At 63.2% G+C, this 17,299-nt stretch carries 15 protein-coding genes, 1 tRNA gene and 1 pseudogene; 11 read left to right on the top strand and 6 right to left on the bottom strand.

The genetic code is table 11. From position 1 onward, the window contains the following. Positions 1–2: 2 nt before the first annotated feature. From V7066_RS03360 to V7066_RS03345, 4 genes are all read right to left on the bottom strand, one after another. A complete protein-coding gene (locus tag V7066_RS03360) occupies positions 3–1,172 on the bottom strand; it encodes an aminotransferase class I/II-fold pyridoxal phosphate-dependent enzyme (RefSeq protein WP_334181825.1) in 1,170 nt (389 codons plus the stop codon). Positions 1,173–1,631: 459 nt separating this feature from the next. Continuing rightward, a complete protein-coding gene (locus V7066_RS03355) occupies positions 1,632–2,426 on the bottom strand; it encodes an SDR family NAD(P)-dependent oxidoreductase (protein ID WP_334181824.1) in 795 nt (264 codons plus the stop codon). A 13-nt stretch (positions 2,427–2,439) separates the two neighbouring features. Beyond that, complete coding sequence (locus V7066_RS03350; RefSeq protein ID WP_334181823.1) at positions 2,440–3,192, bottom strand: SDR family oxidoreductase; 753 nt, start codon at positions 3,190–3,192, stop codon at positions 2,440–2,442. A gap of 226 nt (positions 3,193–3,418) precedes the next feature. Further along, complete coding sequence (locus V7066_RS03345; RefSeq protein ID WP_334181822.1) at positions 3,419–4,528, bottom strand: helix-turn-helix transcriptional regulator; 1,110 nt, start codon at positions 4,526–4,528, stop codon at positions 3,419–3,421. A gap of 124 nt (positions 4,529–4,652) precedes the next feature. On the opposite strand from V7066_RS03345, the gene V7066_RS03340 reads away from it, so the two are divergent. The 9 genes from V7066_RS03340 to V7066_RS03300 all read left to right on the top strand — a co-directional run bounded on the left by V7066_RS03340 (position 4,653) and on the right by V7066_RS03300 (position 13,512). Then, positions 4,653–5,771, top strand: coding sequence for an LLM class flavin-dependent oxidoreductase (locus V7066_RS03340; RefSeq protein WP_334181821.1), 1,119 nt, complete (start codon positions 4,653–4,655; stop codon positions 5,769–5,771). 2 nt (positions 5,772–5,773) lie between these two features. Next, a complete protein-coding gene (locus V7066_RS03335) occupies positions 5,774–6,937 on the top strand; it encodes a sulfotransferase family protein (protein ID WP_334181820.1) in 1,164 nt (387 codons plus the stop codon). Beyond that, a complete protein-coding gene (locus V7066_RS03330; RefSeq protein ID WP_334181819.1) occupies positions 6,937–7,746 on the top strand; it encodes a sugar phosphate isomerase/epimerase family protein in 810 nt (269 codons plus the stop codon). Before V7066_RS03335 ends, V7066_RS03330 begins: the two co-directional genes overlap by 1 nt. A gap of 85 nt (positions 7,747–7,831) precedes the next feature. Continuing rightward, entirely contained in the window at positions 7,832–8,986 is a 1,155-nt protein-coding gene (locus tag V7066_RS03325; protein WP_334181818.1) for a DUF1214 domain-containing protein, read from the top strand. A 117-nt stretch (positions 8,987–9,103) separates the two neighbouring features. Continuing rightward, positions 9,104–9,179: transfer RNA gene (locus V7066_RS03320), tRNA-Thr, on the top strand. Positions 9,180–9,343: 164 nt separating this feature from the next. Then, positions 9,344–10,558, top strand: coding sequence for a tyrosine-type recombinase/integrase (locus V7066_RS03315; protein WP_334181817.1), 1,215 nt, complete (start codon positions 9,344–9,346; stop codon positions 10,556–10,558). Positions 10,559–10,692: 134 nt separating this feature from the next. After that, positions 10,693–11,940: a hypothetical protein gene (locus V7066_RS03310; RefSeq protein ID WP_334181816.1), complete on the top strand. Its 1,248-nt coding sequence runs from the start codon at positions 10,693–10,695 to the stop codon at positions 11,938–11,940. Between the two features lie 214 nt (positions 11,941–12,154). Beyond that, on the top strand, positions 12,155–12,778 hold the full coding sequence (locus V7066_RS03305; protein ID WP_334181815.1) for a hypothetical protein: 624 nt from the start codon (positions 12,155–12,157) through the stop codon (positions 12,776–12,778). 368 nt (positions 12,779–13,146) lie between these two features. Next, positions 13,147–13,512: an AAA family ATPase gene (locus V7066_RS03300; protein WP_334181814.1), complete on the top strand. Its 366-nt coding sequence runs from the start codon at positions 13,147–13,149 to the stop codon at positions 13,510–13,512. Between the two features lie 607 nt (positions 13,513–14,119). Here the strand turns inward: V7066_RS03300 and V7066_RS28750 are convergent. Together V7066_RS28750 and V7066_RS03295 are read right to left on the bottom strand one after the other, a co-directional pair. Further along, positions 14,120–14,697: pseudogene (locus V7066_RS28750) on the bottom strand (ATP-binding protein). A 41-nt stretch (positions 14,698–14,738) separates the two neighbouring features. Then, positions 14,739–15,182, bottom strand: a complete 444-nt coding sequence (locus V7066_RS03295) for a MarR family winged helix-turn-helix transcriptional regulator (RefSeq protein ID WP_334181813.1) — start codon at positions 15,180–15,182, stop codon at positions 14,739–14,741. Positions 15,183–15,448: 266 nt separating this feature from the next. Between V7066_RS03295 and ectA the strand changes: the two genes are divergently transcribed. Both ectA and ectB read left to right on the top strand, forming a co-directional pair. Continuing rightward, positions 15,449–15,955 carry a diaminobutyrate acetyltransferase gene (ectA, locus tag V7066_RS03290; protein ID WP_334181812.1) on the top strand — a complete coding sequence of 169 codons (507 nt, stop codon included), beginning with the start codon at positions 15,449–15,451 and terminating at the stop codon, positions 15,953–15,955. Positions 15,956–15,972: 17 nt separating this feature from the next. Further along, positions 15,973–17,280: a diaminobutyrate--2-oxoglutarate transaminase gene (gene ectB / locus V7066_RS03285; protein WP_334181811.1), complete on the top strand. Its 1,308-nt coding sequence runs from the start codon at positions 15,973–15,975 to the stop codon at positions 17,278–17,280. The last annotated feature ends 19 nt before the right edge of the window (positions 17,281–17,299 follow it).

Here is a 17,299-nt window from a genome sequence, read left to right as displayed (position 1 = left end):
TGTCACGTGCCCGATTCGACCTTCCCGCTTGCCTTGCGCGCCGCGAACCAGGGTTCCATGCGCGCGATCGCCTCTTCCACCAGTGCCGTCGAAACCGCGAAACTGAAACGGATGAAGCGGTGGCCGTCGACCGGATCGAAATCGATCCCCGGCGCCGTGGCAACGCCGGTGTCGCGCAGCAATTGCCGACAGAAGCCAAGACTGTCTTCGGTCAGGTGGCCGATATCGGCATAGATGTAGAAGGCCCCGTCCGGCGGTGCGATCCGGTCGAGCCCGAGACGGGGCAGCGCCGCCAGCAGTAGCTCGCGGTTGCGGGCATAGTTCTCGACATGGCCTTCCAGTTCAACCGTCTCGTCCATGGCGATCAGGCCTGCGTGCTGAGCGAGCACCGAGGGCGTCAGGAAGAGGTTGCTCATCCGCGCCCGCGCCGGGACGACGAGGTCGCGAGGCACCACCAGCCAGCCGAGCCGCCAACCGGCCATCGAGTAATACTTGGAGAAGCTGTTCACCACCACCGCCTCGGGCAGATGCTGCAAGGTGGACGGGGCCGTGCCGTCATAGGTGAGGCCGTGATAGATCTCGTCCGAAACCACGCGGATATTCTTCCGGCGGCAAACCTCGGCAATCGCCGCAAGTTCCTCGGGCGCGATCACGGTGCCGGTGGGATTGGCGGGGCTGGCGAGGATCAGCCCATCGGGCGCGGGATCGAGCGCATCGAGCGCGGCAGCCGTGACCTGATAGCGCTCGGCCGGGCCGCAGGCCATCTCCACGGGTTCGAGGTACAGCGTCTTCAGCGTATTGCGATAGGCCACGTAGCCCGGCCGGGCCAGCGCCACCCGAGCGCCGGGCACGAAAAGGCTGGAAAGCGCCAGCACGAAAGCCGGCGAGGCGCCGCAAGTGAGGATCACCTGCTCGCGGTCGACCTCGACGCCGTAGACCTCGCGGTAGTGCCGGGCGATACGATCCAGCAATGCGGTGCTTTCCCAGTAACCGCCGGGATCGCTGTCTAGCACGCGATGCGCGGCGGCGATCGCGGCGGCCGGTGCACCGGTGGAAGGCTGGCCGTACTCCATGTGGATCACATCGCGCCCCTGCCCCGCCAGTTCATAGGCGAGGCGGCCGATAGCCATGGCATGGAACGGGTCTACTTGCGCGATCTGGGGGGCTGTCATGGCGGCGGTGCTAGAGCCTTTTGCAGTCCAGTGGAAACGCTGTTGTCACGCATGACCGCATTTTGTGCCGCCGCCTCGACGAAGCGTGATCTGCCTCACGGCCCGCCCGGCGCGAACCTGCCATAACCGCCTTGTTCGAATCGGAAGCCGCAACGCAACCGGTGCGGACACTGCCGAGACCGGCCGACCCGTGATGCGACCCCACGGCAAGACCTTTTCGGCAGGCGATTTTCGCATAACTCGGCGGCAGTCTGGCCGGTATCGGCCGAACCAGTCCTCTCTGGAACCAGTTCGTCTGGAGACTGCCGCGACTTTGTACGGTTTCCAATCCGGCCGCGACCGGATCGCGGTGCCGGTTCACGTTCGCCCAGAATGCGATAATCCCGGGGGGGAGTTATCGCGAAGGGGGTGACCTCCTCACCGAGGTCTGGCGATTTTCGTGAACCGGCACCGCGCCTCTCAACAGGCGCTGGCAATGCCGGGACGCTCCGCCCCCATGCCGGAAAATCCGATTGAATAGCCGCCGTCCACCGGCAGGACCACGCCGGTCACGTAAGCCGCCTCGTCGCTGGCGAGATAGAGCGCCGCCTGCGCAATGTCCTTCGCCAGCCCCCAGCGCCCCATCGGTATCCCTGCGAGCACCGGAAACTCCGCCGGCGGCTCGGCATGGGCGCGGGAGGCTTCCACAAGTCCCGTCCACATCGTGCCCGGCGCGATGGCGTTGACGCGAATGCCCTGATCCGAATAATCGAGCGCCGCCACTTTGGTCAGCTGGTTCACCCCTGCCTTGGCCGCACCGTAGACCGAATGGTGCTTCCAGCCGACCACCGCCGAGGCTGAAGTGGTGTTCACGATCGCCCCGCCGCCGGTCTTCAGCATGGAAATGATACCGTACTTCATGCCGAGGAAGGCGCCGCGCAAGTTGGTTTCGTGGACACGGTCCCACGTCTCCAGCGACTGCGTGTGCAGCGGCGCCATCGGCCCGCCGAAACCGGCGTTGTTGCACAGCACGTCGAGCCGCCCGAAGCGATCCTCGGCAGTGGCGATCATCGCCTGCACTTGCCCCTCGTCGGAGACATCGCAGAGCACCCCCACCGCGTCGCCGCCCAGCGATGCCGCCACTTCGTCCTGCTTGCCCGAGATATCGGCCAGCACCAGCCTCGCCCCCTCGGCATGGAACAGTTCCGCCATCGCCCGGCCCATGCCCGAACCCGCACCGGTGACGATGCACACTTTATCCTGAAGCCTTCCCATGGCCGCTCCCTCCTCAGGCGCTCGTGTCGATGGTCGGACGGATGGAGATCTCGGAGATGTTCGTCCGGCGCGGCATGGCAAGGATGAAGACGATAGCCTCGCCGATATCGCGCGGCTTCACGGCCCCTTCCTTGCTGACATGTGCCTTGATCGCGGTGCGCCACTGCGGGTCGGAGATCGAATCCGCCACTTCGGTCTCGGTCGCGCCAGGCATCAGCGTGGTGACGCGGATGTTCCGGCCGCCCAGTTCCTGCCGCATGCCGTCGGTCATCATGTTGACCGCATGCTTGCTGGCAGAATAGGCGCTGGTCATAGGTCCGCCCTTGCGCCCGGCGAGCGACGAGATCGTGATGATGTCGCCGCCGCCCTGCTCCAGCATATGCGGCACGGCAGCGGCGCTGGCATAGACGGTGCCCATCAAATTGATGTCGATCACCCGGCGATAGATCGCGGTATCGCAGTTCTCGATCCCTCCCGCTTCCATGATCCCGGCCGAGTTGATGAGGATGTCGATCCGCCCGAACGCGGTGACAGTCTTGTCCACTGCCCCGCGCGCATCGTCCTCCACGGTCATGTCACCCGGGATTGCCAGCGCCTTGGCGCCCGCTGCCTCGATCTGGGCGACCAGCCCCGACAGCCGATCATACCGGCGCGCGCACACGACGACCATCGCCCCCGCCTCGGCAAGGCACAATGCCGCCGCCTCCCCGATCCCCGACGACGCGCCGGTAACAAGCGCGACTTTTCCTGCAAGCTGGCCCGACATGCCTTCTCCACTCCACCGCGCGGCACCTTGCGACCGCTTTCGTCCCCCTTGGCTGAAGGCTGGAGGATGCCAAGTCAACGAAAAATGCTGAACACATGTTCAAATCGCCGTGGCAGGACGACTGGATTGTTTTAAGTGGGCCGGAAGTAAGAGCAAAAGCAGGATGGAGGCAGACATTTCGAGGGTCTTGGGGAATCATCCCCCCCGGGACTTCCCTCCTTTCCCTTCAAGCGATTGCCAACACGCTGCGGTGGATGAACCGCACCAGATCCGCCTGTCCCCGCGCCCCGGTCTTGGCGTAGATCCGCTTCGAATAGGTCCGCGCCGATTCCACCGTCAGCCCCACTTCCGGCCCGGCCTCGGCAATCGACAAGCCCCGGCTCAAGGCCAAAGCCAGCCGCGCCTCGCTGACGGTAAGGTCGAACAGTTGCGCCAGTTGCCCGCAGCGGTCGGCGGAGGACCAGTGATCGGCATGGAGGTAGCAAAGCACCGCCGGGGCCGCGCGCGTCGTGCCCATGCGGCGGCCGGAAGGCACCAGCAGCAGATCGAGCCAAGGCTCCCGGCACAGCACCAGCGCGCGCGGGCGGGCGTCAGGATCGCGTGCGAGGTCGCCGATCGTCTCTGCCAATTGCCGCCGCAGTTTGGTGTCATGCGCGCTCAGCTTGCCATCGCGCGTCCGCGTTAGCCCGTTCGAACCCGCCAGCATCCGCGTGCCCAGCGGATCGGCATCGAGCACCCGCCCATCGCCATCCAGCGTCACCCAGCCAAAGTTCATCCGCCGCACCGCCTCGCGCTCGATCTCCGCGCCCATGCGCTCGCGCTCCAGCGCTACGAAGCTGCCCAGCGCGGCGCGCAGATAGGGAGCGAGGCCTTCCAGCAGGGCGTCGATATCGGCGGCGAACTCGCCATCGCGCCGGGTGATCGTGATCCAGCCGTTCACCCCGCCCGCCTCGGCAAAGCGGATCATCCGCATGTGATTCATGCCCGACGGCGCGAGAAGCTGGTCAAGGTAAGCATCGTGGCGCGGATCGCCAAAGCGCAGCAATTCGTGCAGCGCATAAGCCCGCCCCTCCTGCATCGCGTGATAGGGCATCGGATCGCGCAGATAGAGGCTCTCTCGATAAAGCCGCGAGATCGGCGGCGGAGAGGGCTGGCCGGAATAGAGGTGAATCACCCTTGCCTCGGGCGTGCCCAGCGGCAGCGGGCGGAACACCAGGCTGGCATAGTCCGCCGCACCTCGCGCGCGCAAGTCGTCCAGGAAACGCCGCCACGGCGGGTCTTCCACCAGTCCCTCGATCAGCGGCACCAGCAGCGCCGCGTCCTCTCCATGCAGCATGTTCGTGATCCCCAAATGGGAATTTGCCTTGGCCGACGGCTAACCCACAACCGGCCTTGGAGACAACGAGCGGCGCCGAACCATCACCCCAGCGGTGCGGACGCTGCCTGAGAGGGATGAGCCAATGAAAGTGCAGCCCGCAGCCTTCCTGCGAACCACCCTGCCACTCGGCATCGACATGGCGCAGGACTACGATTCGGGTCGCTATCACTCGATCTGGCTGCCCGATCACATGGTCAGCTTCTGGCCCGATTCGATCTGGACGCCCGAATTCACCGACCTTGCCAAGGCATCGCCCAGCCCGCATCGCCATCTCGACGGACTGGCTGTGGCGGCCGCGACCGCGGTGCTGACCAAAAACACCCCGCTGGCGACCACCGTGGTCGATACCGTGCGCCGCCACCCTTCGCTGCTGGCGCAAACGGCGCTGACGATCAGCCATTTGTCGAAGGGGCGCTTCATCCTTGGCCTCGGCTCGGGCGAGTTGGAAAACACCGTTCCCTACGGCTTCGATTTCGACAAGCCGGTCGGACGGCTGGAAGAGGCGATCAAGGTCATCAAGCTGCTGTGGCATGCGGACGGCCCCGTCGATTTCGATGGGCAGTTCTTCCACCTCCACCACGCGCGAATGGATACCGAGTTCTACGAGGGCAAGGCGCCGCCGATCTGGCTGGGCGCGGCGGGCCCAAGGATGCTCTCCATCACCGGGCGAGAGGCGGATGGCTGGTGGCCGGCGGGATCGTGGACGCCGGAGGACTATGCGGCCAAGCTGAAGGTCATCCTGGACGCGGGCGACGCGGCGGGCCGCGACATGAGCCACTTCACCCCCGCCATCACGCAGATGTGCCTGATTGGCGAGCCCGAAGAGATCGACGAAATGCTGCGCGCGCCGATGGTGAAATCGATCATCCTGATGATGACCGCCAAGGACCTTGCCCAGTTCGGCTATGAGCATCCGATGGGTCCGGATTGGCGCGGCATCATGGACTTCGATCCAGTGCGCCTGAGCCGTGAGAAGATGCTGAAGTTCTGCGACGAGATGAACCCGCAGGCGATCCGCGACGTGCTGCCCACCGGCACGCCGAAGGAAGTGGCACGGAAGATCAAGGGCTTCGCCGATGCCGGGATGCGCGTCTACAAGCTGATGGAATATGGCGCGATGGGCGGCATGAAGTTCTCCGCCACCAGCGCCGCCAAAGTCCGCGAGACCGAGGATGAAATCGCCCGTCTGGTGGAGGCTTGAGCATGGCCGATCTGAACGCGCGGCAGTTGTTGGAGGAAGCGCAGCAGCGCACCGGCCTGTCCGACTGGTGCGACGATGGTTTCCCGGAACGCTTCGCCCTAGCCGTGAGCCACATCAACGGCATCGCCATGGACGAGGCAGGCCGCACGGCGGCTGCGGAAAACGTGCTCTGGCTGCTGACCGACCGCCTGCGCTTCTTCGAGGATCGCAAGCTCTACCCGCTGGCCGACGAAGTGATCGACCGCCCCATGTTCGTCAGCGGCGAACCACGTTCGGGCACGACCTTGATGCACGCCCTGCTAGCGGTCGATCCCGGCGCGCGCGCGCTGCGGTTCTGGGAGGTCATGCATCCCTCGCCTCCACCTTGCACTGTCAAGGGCACCGATCCCCGCATCCCGCGCGCTGACGCCGAATGGCGCGAGATCAATGCCAAGATGCCGCGCTGGCTGCACTGCCACCCTTACAACGACATGCTGGGTGACGGCCTGCCGGAGGACGAGCGCACCTGGGCTTTCGACTTCCGGGTGATGACGCCCACCGCATGGTGGCGCGTGCCGATGCAGAACCTTTCCTTCGGCCTGCCCACCGATCCGCCTGCGCAGTACCGCATCCACAAGGCCATGCTGCAAGCACTGCAATACAAGCGCCACACGCGTCACTGGGTGCTGAAGGGCTTCCACACCACGCGGCTGGACGCCTTCTTCGATGCCTATCCCGATGCCTCGCTGGTGTGGCTGCACCGCGATCCGGTGATGGTGGCCGCCAGTTCGACGATGATGATGGCGGACATCATGGACGGTATCGTCGGCAAGATCGATCTGGTGAAGGAAGCCCGCGCCCATCTGGAGCGTGTGCGCTGGTCGATCGGCAATACGATGGCCCATCCGCTGGCGAGCGATCCGCGCATCCATCACGTCCGTTACCGCGATTTCGTGGCCGATCCCATCGGCGTGATCCGCGACTACTACGCCTTCGCCGGCCGCCCATTCACGCCTGAGGCGGAAGGTGCGATGCGGCACTACCTTACCGAGAACAAAGGCGATCGCCACGGCAAGTTCCACTACTCGACGCAAGTGCTGGTCGACGCCGGCTACGATATCGACGCGCTGAACGCCGAGTTCGCCCCGTTCCGCGAACGCTTCGGCGTCGAGATCGAGCGGCGCTGATGCACCGCCGCGTCAGTCTGCACCAGGTGGCGATGGTGGACCGGGAAACCGGCCCATTTCTGGACTTTTGCTGCGAGATCGGGGTGCAGCATGCCACCCTCGTTTCGCCACGACTGCTCCAGGCGGGCGAGCGCCGTGCTGCACGCGAAGCCGTGCAGCATGGCCGCATAAGGATCGGCTGCATCAACCATCCCTTCGCGCTCCATCCCGACCTCGCGCGCGCCACCGGCACCGCCGCGCGCGACCTGATGCGGGTGATCGACATCGCCGCAGACCTCGGCGCGCCTTCGATCTATCTCATCACCGGCGGACGCGGCATGCTGTCGTGGGAGCAGGCGGCCGAGCGCTTCTCCGAACTGCTCGCCCCCTGCCGCGACCATGCGGCGCGGCAGGGCATTGCGCTGCTGGTCGAGAACGCCTCGCCGCTGACGGTGGACATCCACATCGCCCACACCTTGCCCGATGCCCTCCGCCTTGCCCGGCTTGCGCAGATCGGCCTCTGCGTGGACCTCCACGCCTGCTGGGTCGAGGCAGACCTCCGTGAAAAGCTGGCCGAAGTCTTGCCACTCACCGGCCTCCTGCAAGTGAGCGACCACGTCCCCGGCGACCGCACCACGCCCTGCCGCGCCGTACCGGGGGATGGCGCCGTTCCCTTGGAAGCGATCCTGCGCGACGTGCTGGACCTTGGCTACACCGGCCTGTTCGACCTAGAGCTGGTCGGCCAGCGTATCGAGGCGGAAGGCGCCGCCCAAGCCTGCACCCGCGCGGCGCGCACGCTTTCCAACCTCCTCACCCGACTGGGAGCCTGACACGATGGCCTATGGCGATGGACCCGACGACGCAGCGCTCAAGACAGCGTGGGACACGTTTTGCGAACAATTGAAGCACGCCGGCATGTCCGCCTTCAAGGACGCGAACCCAGCCAATCCGCTTCAGCGCGCCGACGCCTTCCGCTTTCTCACGCAGAACCTCGGCCAGGCCTTCGATCTCGCGCTGGAAACCCGCGATCCGGCGTTCCCACAGATCCACTGGTTCACTACGCCGACGATGAAGCTGGGCGGCGACCTGGCCGACTTCACTTACCGGCAGGCATGGATCTCCGGCGACCACGTCTACCGCCTCAGCGGCAAGCGCGGCACCGCCCGCTGGCTCAACGTGACGGCGCAAGGTCCGCGCCCGGAGACAATCCCCGGCACCGACTGGCCCAGCCTGCACGAACCCTTCGGGGACATCCCGGAAGCCAACCTGTTCGGCCACCAGATCCAAACCGATGCCGATGGCCGCTTCGAAGTGACGATTGGCGGCCCGCCGCAGGACAGGAACTGGCTCCCCACCACACCGGGCACGCGCAAGCTTTTCATTCGCGAAGCCTTCGATGCCTGGGGGGAGACGCCAACCACCCTCTCCATAGAGCGGATCGGCATGACCACGCCGCCGCCCCTCCCCTCGCTCGCCATGATGGCGGAAGCGATGGACTGGGCCGGCCAGTTCGTCACAGGCCTGATGCGCGACTGGCCCGAACATGCCTGGCTCACCTCCCGCGGGGTCTGCGATCCTGCCAGCGTGAATGCCTTTCCCGCGGACAAGGCTGCCAACGACGCCAGCGATGCCAAGCGCGGGCGCATGGCCGCGCACATGGTCTGGCACCTCGAAGCCGATGAGGCGCTGATCGTCGAGATGGACTGGCATGAAGGCTTCTGGCTCTTCGGCATGGGCGGTGCGCTAATGGGATCGATGGACTTCCTCTATCGCCCCGTAAGCTACACCCCTGCGCGAACGACAGTGGATGATGATGGCGTAGTCCGCCTGATTCTGTCGCACCGGGATCCGGGCCTTCACAACTGGCTGGACACGCAAGGCTTTTCGGATGGCAACCTCACCTATCGCAACCTGATGAGCCAGCAGCCGGCGACATTCCGCACGCATCTGGTAAAGGCGGCGGACTTGCCCGATCACCTGTCGAAATCCACCGTAAAGGCCGATCCCAACGCCCGTGCGATCATGCTGCGGGAGCGATATCGCGCGATCAAACAGCGCTACGACCTGTGACGGGAGAGAAATCCGAGAATGTTCATGGTCAGTGGTTGCAAAGCCCCTTGCGCGATCCTGCGGCGCTCGTTAAAGGCGCCCCTGCCCATGACCGGCTTGCCGGTTCATACAAGGCATGCCGCTTTAGCTCAGTTGGTAGAGCACATCATTCGTAATGATGGGGTCACGTGTTCGAGTCACGTAAGCGGCACCAGAATTCCCCTTTGTCAAGCGTTTTTTCGCTCAAAAAACCCCCGAAAATCAAGTATAATACGACATCGGCTTTCCGGTGGCGTCCCCCTCTGTCCATCTCCATCCAGATGAATTGGGGGCCTCGAATCGGGGGCCTTTTCGATCCTCTCGATTCGGGGCCCCCAGATGCTGACCACAACCCAGATCAACGCCCTCAAACCCCGCGAAAAAGCTTACAAAGTCGCGGATAGCAAAGGGCTTTACGTCCTCGTCAATCCCAACGGCTCGCTGCTCTGGCGGGTCAAATTCCGGTTCCACGGGATTGAAAAGAAGATGGCGCTTGGACGCTATCCGGATGTCGGCCTCAAGGAGGCCCGGGAAAAGCGAGATGAAGCCCGCGAGCAACTCGAAAGTGGCATCGACCCTGTCGCGGCCCGGACGCAGGCTAGGGTGGAAGCGGAGATCGCCGCTCGCACCACATTCCGTCTGGTGGCCGACGAACTGATCGAAAAGATGGAGTTGGAGGGTAAGGCCGCCTCGACACTCAAGAAGGCCCGTTGGTTCGTGGATGTCCTGGGCCCGGCCATTGGCAACCGCCCAATCGCCGACATAACTGCACATGAGCTACTCAAGGCTCTTAAGAGGCTCGAACGGAAGGGGCATCATGAATCGGCTATCCGCGCCCGATCGTTCGCGGGACGCATTTTTCGATATGCAGTCGCGACCCTGCGAGCTCAGCACAATCCCGCCGACATCCTTCGCGGAGCTCTGATTAACCCCAGGGTAAAGCATCACGCCGCGATTCTGGAGCCGGCTCAGTTTGGCGAGCTCTTGCGCGCAATTGATGGGTATGGCGGAAAGATCGAGACCAAGCTGGCACTACAGTTGCTGCCACATGTCTACCTTCGCCCGGGGGAACTCAGGAAGGCTGAGTGGCCGGAGATCGATTTTGAAGCTGCGGTGTGGCGCGTGCCTGCCGAGAGGACGAAGATGCGCAAGCTGCACACCGTGCCGCTCTCAACTCAGGCTCTCGCCCTCCTGAGACAGCTTAGGGCTTTCGGGAATTCCGGCACCTTTCTATTCCCTGCGAACAAGACCTTTTTGAAGCCTATCTGCGAAAATACCCTCAATGTTGCGCTCCGTCGGTTGGGCTACACCGGCGACCAGATGACCTCGCACGGTTTTCGCGCGACTGCGAGCACATTGCTCAATGAATGCGGGCTCTGGCACCCGGATGCGATCGAGCGGTCCCTTGCACACCGAGAACGCGATCAGGTGCGCGGTGCATATCACCGCGGTGCTCATTGGGAGGAGCGAGTCCGGATGGCGCAATGGTGGTCCGACCATCTCGTGGAGCTCAGGGACGGCGCCGAGGTTCTGCACCTCAAGTTCGGTACGTGATCGCAAGCTTGCTGGTCAGCGAGCGAAGATCCTTCATTGATGGCTGGTGCGCTTCGGTGGGGTAGTACCGCAGCGGCTTTTTCTTTGCGCATCGCTGGCTAGGATGGGCAGGGATCAGCAGCAGGAAACCCTGGATGGCCCGTACCTACTCTCGGCGTGAGTTCTACGATCTAGTCTGGTCCAAGCCCATCACTCACATCGCGAAGGATTTCGCGCTTTCGGATGTTGCGATCCACAAGATCTGTCGCAAGCACGAGATACCGACACCGCCACCCGGCTATTGGGCCAAGAAGAATGCAGGCAAGGCGGCTGTGCAAACCAAGTTGCCGAAGGCGTCGCGATTCACACCCGACAACATCACGATCGCTGCTCCCGAGTTGCGCGGTGAAACAGCTGCGGTAGCAGTGGCCCGAGAAACGGCTCGCGTGCGCGCCAGTGACGAGCCTGTCGGCGCAGTATCGCACCCCATTATTGAGAGAACCCTTGCGGGACTTCGTGCCGCTTCGCCCTCGCACAGGGGCCTCGTGAGCGTTGAAGGCCCTGACGTCATTCATTGCGAGATTTCTCCAGCCTCGATCGATCGCCTGGGTGAGATCCTCAAGCGGATCATGGCGGCGGTGGAGCAGCAGGACTTTCATCTCGAAGTTGGCGAGCGGCGTGCTCGCTTCCATGGAGATGGCGAAACGATCGGGCTGTCAGTCACCGAAACCTTCAAGCGCGAAAAGCATAAGCCGACGGCGGAGGAGGAGGCAGCGGAAGCGGCCTGGAGGCGAAAAACGGAGCGCCGGCGGGGAAACCTTTGGGACTGGGAGCACGTGCCATACCCGACTGTTCCCGAGTGGGATTACATCTGCACCGGGCAACTCGGCATCGAGATGGAAGGTACCTATGTCGCCAGCGGTCAGGAGCCCCGCAAGACCTTTCGAGACGGTAAGGTCCAGAAACTGGAGACCCTCGCAAGCGACATTGCCGTCGCTCTTGCAGTCCTTGCCGTAGTAAAGCGTGAAGGACGCGAGCGCCGTGCCGAAGAGGAGTTGGCGCGGCGGGCAGCCCAGCGAGAGCGAGAGCGGCCCTTTCGCGAGGAGTTCGTCGCCGAGCGGCGACGCGCGTGTCTCGACGGTCTGCTTGAGGATATGGCGCGGCTGGAGAGGCTGCGATCGCTGGAGCAAAGCCTGTCACGAATGGAGGCAAAGCCGGAACACGGCCGCGTCTCCACTTTCGTGCCGTGGGTTCGCGCTGAGATATTGCGGCGAGAAGCCATGCTCTCGCTCGACGGAATGGAGGCACGTTTCCAAGCCGAGCGCATCTTCGGTGAGGATGACGACCACGGTTTTCAGTCCAACACATGGCGGAGCCAATGGTCGGTTTCGGACGTCGGCTGAAGGCACGACCGTAAACTTTTCAATGAGGTAAAGCTGCCCGCACAAAGTCTGATGGGTTCGGGATCTCCACAATTGCAACGACCGGCACCGCGCGGCGTTCGGTCACAAGCACTTCTCCGGCTGCAGATTGTAAAGTCATGAAATGTTTGCAAGCCTGAGACCCACGGCACCGATGACGGTCGGGCGGCGCTCGGAAGAATACATGGACCAAGACATGGTAGAAAACAGGGCTCCCGAAGCAAGTCACTCGGTGCGCGTCTACACGCGGTGGCATCAGCTCGCCGTTCCGTTGGGCTTTTCCCTGGGCATTTTCATAGCAATCTTCGCGGTTTATCAGTACCATTTGGTGTTCGGCGCCATGGGCCTGGCGCTCTTGGGTATCGTTATCCCGCCGATGGTCGCAGGCCTCGGCTTTCCGACCCGCGACAGTCTGACCATCGATTCGCTGGGGCTGGAGTTCGCACGGCGCGGGCCGGTTTCGTTCGCGGCAATATCCGGATGGAGCGCGGAGGACTATCTGAGGCTCGGTCGCAAGAAAGGACCGACGCTGGTCATCGTGGCTCAGGATGCTCCCGCTCGCAGGCGCCTCCACGACGAATTCCGGACCGGGCTGCGACTTTGGCAGACAAGTCTAGCGGCCGGCGCCTCCAAGGCCGGAGAAGAGCGCTTCCATGGCGGTTGGCGCGGACGTGCGGTGGGAGCGGCGATCGTCGCGCTGTCGCTGGCGGTCATCGTGCTGTCGCTGGCGATGCGGGAGCCTGCCTATCACCTCGTCGCGGTCGGCGGTCTGGGCGGGGCATTCGGCGGCGTCATGCTGGCAGGCATCAGGCCTTCCTGAACGAGTTTGTAATAGTCGTTCGCAATAAGAGGGCGCACATGAAACGGGCCCAGATTTTCTCATGACTGCCATCCGAGACGCCGGCCAACATTACTCTGATAGGAATGAGCGGGCGTTGGCGGCCAACTTCAAGACGCTGGATGATCAACGGGCGCCTAGTAGGGAAATGCCGACAACGACCCTCGTCGACTGCCCAAAGGTCGACTTTCACTCGCGAGGTGCAGACCGGCAGCTTTCCCAATTTCAGCGCCCAGCACTGGCCGATTCCGGAAAGGCGGGTTTCGTCTGATCAGTGGAGGATAGCTGCCGGTTGTTAGCCGCCCCAACTAAGGCGTTCCAATGAACATTTGTGCTATCAGAAAGCAGACATGACAAATATGGAAAGGCCTTCCCTTCGTGTAGTCCTCTCTGGCTGCTCAGGCGGGAGTAAATCCACCCTTCTCGCTAAACTTGCGGATGTGGGTTTCAGGACAATTCCCGAGCCCGGTCGCCGCATCGTCGACGAGGCATTGCGCGGTGATGGCACCGCATTGCCTTGGGTAGATCTCGCGGCTTCTGCAAGGCGTGCCATCAACGTGGCCGCCGAGCATCTTCGAGTTGCCCGGGAAGAGAGGGGCTGGACATTCTTCGACCGTGGCCTGGTCGACGCGGCAGTGGCCCTTCAACACGCGACAAGTCGAGCGGCGTCGGTCACGCTCGCCGCGTTTCCACCTTATCATCGACGAGTCTTCTGACCCCTACGTGGCCCGAGATCTTCATTGAAGATCGGGAGCGTCAACAAGATATGGACGAAGCGATCGCTTAATACGAGCGCCTGCTGAACGCATACCGGCACCTAGGGTATGATCCAATCATTATTCCCAAGACCACGGTCAGCGAAAGGGCGCATTTTGTCTTGATTCACTTGAAATAAAGGAGACCGCTGCTTGCGCCTGCTTACTAGCAAAAGGTGTCCGAGAGCTAGCACCCGGAGGCGGATATGCGCGATGTTCCGCTCGCGGCGAATCAGGGTTGCCACACAAACTTGTCGCGGCTCCGAAGCGACCGTCGATAAAGTTCATTCGGTATCAGCGGCTCATTGGGCAGTGACCACCGAACATAGCCATCATGGGTCCGCACCATCCTCAATTCGTCGCCGAATTCACCGTTGAGGCCTTTCCCATCGCATGGCCCGCCGACCAATTTTATCCGGCTCAAAATGAGTTCTCCGCATCCGCGTTCGCTGAATAAAGGGTCAAGTGCTGCAGCGAGGCGAAGGTTGCAATGGGCGCCGTGGCATTTGCCGCCGGCGCCTTTCGGGTTCAATGCTTGCAAGGCTGCCACTCGGCTTCGGGGGTGTGCTCACCATCGCCAGCATAACCCGAGCGGGTGGTAACCGCCTGTCTGCATAAGCGGTGGAAGGGTGCATGCGACCTGTGGTTCGTGGAATACTGTAGGCAGCGACGCGTCCCGCAATGCAGTCGTTCCGTCGCTGGCAGTGGTGTCAAACGACGCCGGGAATTGGGCCGGGGGCAACACGTAAAACTGGGCCCCCTTTTCATACTCAAACGTTAACGGAATCAACCGCAAACTAGAGCTGTCGCCCCGGATGGTGATGACGTGGCTGTGGTGCAGGAGACGGTCGAGAAGGGCGGTAGTGACGGCGGGGTCGCCAAAGACCGTTCCCCATTCTCCCACGCTGCGGTTGGACGTGATCAGCATGGCACTTCGCTCGTAGCGCGAGATACCAGCTGGAAGAACGGGTAAGCAGCGTCGAAAGGCAGATAGCCAAGCTCATCAACGATCAGCAGCTCAGGTTTGGCAAGGAAAGGCAGTCGCTCTTGCAGGCGACCTTCGCCATGGGCCTTTACCAAGGCAGAGACTAGCGCCTTGGCGGTTGTGTACAGACGGTGTAATTCTGCCTGCTTCGGGAACGACATATAGGCCGTGATGTAAGAGGTTTGAGGCGATACACCGTATCCTAGCCCAGACTGCTGTCTTCTGAAATCAGAGCCTCGATCCGTTCGAGCATGGCGAGGATCATTGCCTGTTCCCAGCGCGGCAACCTGTCGAACCCTCGCCCAAAGCGCATCTGCAATGGAAAAGGCATGCTGTTTAACCGCTGAAGGCCTTCTTCGGTCGCCTGGACGAGGATCTGGCGCTTGTCGTTCTCGCTGCGGGTGCGAGTGACGAGACCGGCTGCAACCAGCTTGTCGACGATGTTGGTTATCGTCGCCTGTCCGAACCGGAGCGCGGCTGCGACAGCGCTGGGCGTCACGCTTTTTCCGGATCCGATCTGTCGCAAAACCAGGGCCTGCGACGGGGTCAGTCCGGTTGCCGCGGCCATCCTCCGATTTTCCAGATCCGCAGCGTCGAGAATTTTTCTCAGGGCCGAAAGTGCTGCTGGAGTGAGATCGCTGTCCATGCCCCGACAGCTAGCTTTCCTGCGGCTTTGCGCCAAGCTGCAAGATACTTCCAAATCCGAAATATTTCATTTCAGAGACGCGCATTAAGGGAACATATCTCGCGAAAGGTGGTTGCAATGAACCGCACGATCCGTATGTTATCGCGCAGAAGCAGTCATAACGAGGCAAATGCCAAGCACGCCAATGTGCTTCGGAGGGTGAAGTAATCTTTGATGAAGTCATGAGTAAAGCCGCCTTCTGGACGAATCCCGAGGGCACAATTCCGATGTATAAGACTACCTCGCCGGTCCTGCGCCGGCCCACTGCCGAAGACGGGCCTGCCGTCACTGCGCTGATCGCGGCGTCCGAGCCGCTCGATCCCAACTCGGCCTATTGCAATCTGCTTCAGTGCAGCGACTTCGCCGACACCTGCGTGCTCGCGGAGCGCGACGGCGAGGTTCTCGGGTGGATTTCCGCCTACCGTCCGCCTTCGCATCCGGAGCGCATCTTCGTGTGGCAGGTTGCCGTCGCGGCCTCCGCGCGCGGTGAAGGGCTGGGCGGGCGCATGCTCGACGAACTGGTCTCGCTGCCCGCCGTACAGGGCGCGACCGCGCTGACCACCACGATCACCGAGGCCAATCCGGCTTCCTGGGCGCTGTTCGGCGCCTTCGCGCGCCGCCATGGCGCCAGCCTCTCGAAATCCGAGCGCTTCGAGCGCGCCGCGCACTTCGCGGGGGCACACGACACGGAATGGCAGGCGACCATCGCGCCGCTGCCGTCCGTCCATACCTGAACAGGGGAACTCCCGAAATGACGAAGACTCCCATGCCGAGCGCCACCGCGCCGGATACGAAGATCTATGACCGCCGCGAATCCAGGGTGCGCAGCTATTCGCGTGCGATGCCTCGCCAGTTCGGCAAGGCGCAAGGGCCCTGGCTGCACGACAACGAGGGCGGGCGTTATCTCGATTTCCTGTCGGGCTGCTCCTCGCTGAACTACGGGCACAATCATCCGGTGCTGAAGGCGGCGCTGATGGATTACATCGCCAGCGACGGCGTGACCCACGCACTCGATTTGCACACCGACGCCAAGGCCGCTTTCCTGCGCACATTCGAGGACGTGATCCTTGAGCCGCGCGGGCTGGACTATCGCGCGATGTTCACCGGGCCGACCGGCACCAACGCAGTGGAAGCCGCGATCAAGTTGGCGCGCAAGGTCACGAGCCGCGAGCTGGTGGTCGCCTTCACCAACGGCTTCCACGGCATGACACTGGGCGCGCTGGCCTGCACCGGCAACGCCGGCAAGCGCGGCGGCGCGGGCGTTCCTCTCAGCCACGTCAGCCATGAGCCGTTCGACGGCTATTATGGGGACGAGGTCGATACGGCGGACCTGCTAGAACAGCGTCTTTCCGACCCCTCTAGCGGTCTCGATGCCCCGGCCGCCTTCCTCGTCGAGACGGTCCAGGGCGAAGGCGGGCTCAACGCTGCAAGCCCTGCGTGGCTGCGGCGCATCGCGGCGCTGGCGAAGAAGCACGGCGCGCTGATGATTGTCGACGACATCCAAGCCGGCTGCGGCCGCTCCGGCGGGTTCTTCAGCTTCGAGAACATGGGCTTCACGCCCGATATCGTCACGCTGGCGAAGTCGCTTTCGGGCATGGGCCTGCCTTTCGCGCTGACGCTCATGCGCCCCGACCTTGATGTCTGGAGCCCCGGCGAACACAACGGCACGTTTCGCGGCAACAACCACGCCTTCGTCACCGCCACCGCAGCGCTGCGCGAGTTCTGGGCCGACCCAGCCTTCATCGACGCAGTGGCGCGGCGCGGCGGCATCCTCGAACGGCGGCTTGAACGCATGGCCGAGCGCCATGGCCTGAACACGCGCGGGCGCGGCATGATGCGCGGCATCAATGTCGGCAGCGGCGAGGTCGCATCGCAGATCACGTCGGCCTGCTTCGACGAGGGCCTGATCATAGAGACCAGCGGCGCGCATGACGAGATCGTCAAGGTACTGGCCCCGCTGACCATCGAGGATGCGGTGCTCGAAGCCGGGCTCGACATTCTGGAAGAGGCGGTCGCAGACGCGATCGCCCCGGTGAAGCGGCCTCTGGTCGCCGCTTGAACCTTCCCCCGAATTCAAA

The sequence above is a fragment of the Novosphingobium sp. genome (genome assembly GCF_036820275.1).
GTDB lineage: Bacteria > Pseudomonadota > Alphaproteobacteria > Sphingomonadales > Sphingomonadaceae > Novosphingobium.
This window is presented reverse-complemented; position numbering and strand designations above follow the sequence as displayed.

Coding starts and splice junctions, on each gene's coding strand:
- V7066_RS03360 (WP_334181825.1), bottom strand. CDS start 1,172: ATGACAGCCCCCCAGATCGCGCAAGTAGACCCGTTCCATGCCATGGCT.
- V7066_RS03355 (WP_334181824.1), bottom strand. CDS start 2,426: ATGGGAAGGCTTCAGGATAAAGTGTGCATCGTCACCGGTGCGGGTTCG.
- V7066_RS03350 (WP_334181823.1), bottom strand. CDS start 3,192: ATGTCGGGCCAGCTTGCAGGAAAAGTCGCGCTTGTTACCGGCGCGTCG.
- V7066_RS03345 (WP_334181822.1), bottom strand. CDS start 4,528: ATGCTGCATGGAGAGGACGCGGCGCTGCTGGTGCCGCTGATCGAGGGA.
- V7066_RS03340 (WP_334181821.1), top strand. CDS start 4,653: ATGAAAGTGCAGCCCGCAGCCTTCCTGCGAACCACCCTGCCACTCGGC.
- V7066_RS03335 (WP_334181820.1), top strand. CDS start 5,774: ATGGCCGATCTGAACGCGCGGCAGTTGTTGGAGGAAGCGCAGCAGCGC.
- V7066_RS03330 (WP_334181819.1), top strand. CDS start 6,937: ATGCACCGCCGCGTCAGTCTGCACCAGGTGGCGATGGTGGACCGGGAA.
- V7066_RS03325 (WP_334181818.1), top strand. CDS start 7,832: ATGTCCGCCTTCAAGGACGCGAACCCAGCCAATCCGCTTCAGCGCGCC.
- V7066_RS03315 (WP_334181817.1), top strand. CDS start 9,344: ATGCTGACCACAACCCAGATCAACGCCCTCAAACCCCGCGAAAAAGCT.
- V7066_RS03310 (WP_334181816.1), top strand. CDS start 10,693: ATGGCCCGTACCTACTCTCGGCGTGAGTTCTACGATCTAGTCTGGTCC.
- V7066_RS03305 (WP_334181815.1), top strand. CDS start 12,155: ATGGTAGAAAACAGGGCTCCCGAAGCAAGTCACTCGGTGCGCGTCTAC.
- V7066_RS03300 (WP_334181814.1), top strand. CDS start 13,147: ATGACAAATATGGAAAGGCCTTCCCTTCGTGTAGTCCTCTCTGGCTGC.
- V7066_RS03295 (WP_334181813.1), bottom strand. CDS start 15,182: ATGGACAGCGATCTCACTCCAGCAGCACTTTCGGCCCTGAGAAAAATT.
- ectA (WP_334181812.1), top strand. CDS start 15,449: ATGTATAAGACTACCTCGCCGGTCCTGCGCCGGCCCACTGCCGAAGAC.
- ectB (WP_334181811.1), top strand. CDS start 15,973: ATGACGAAGACTCCCATGCCGAGCGCCACCGCGCCGGATACGAAGATC.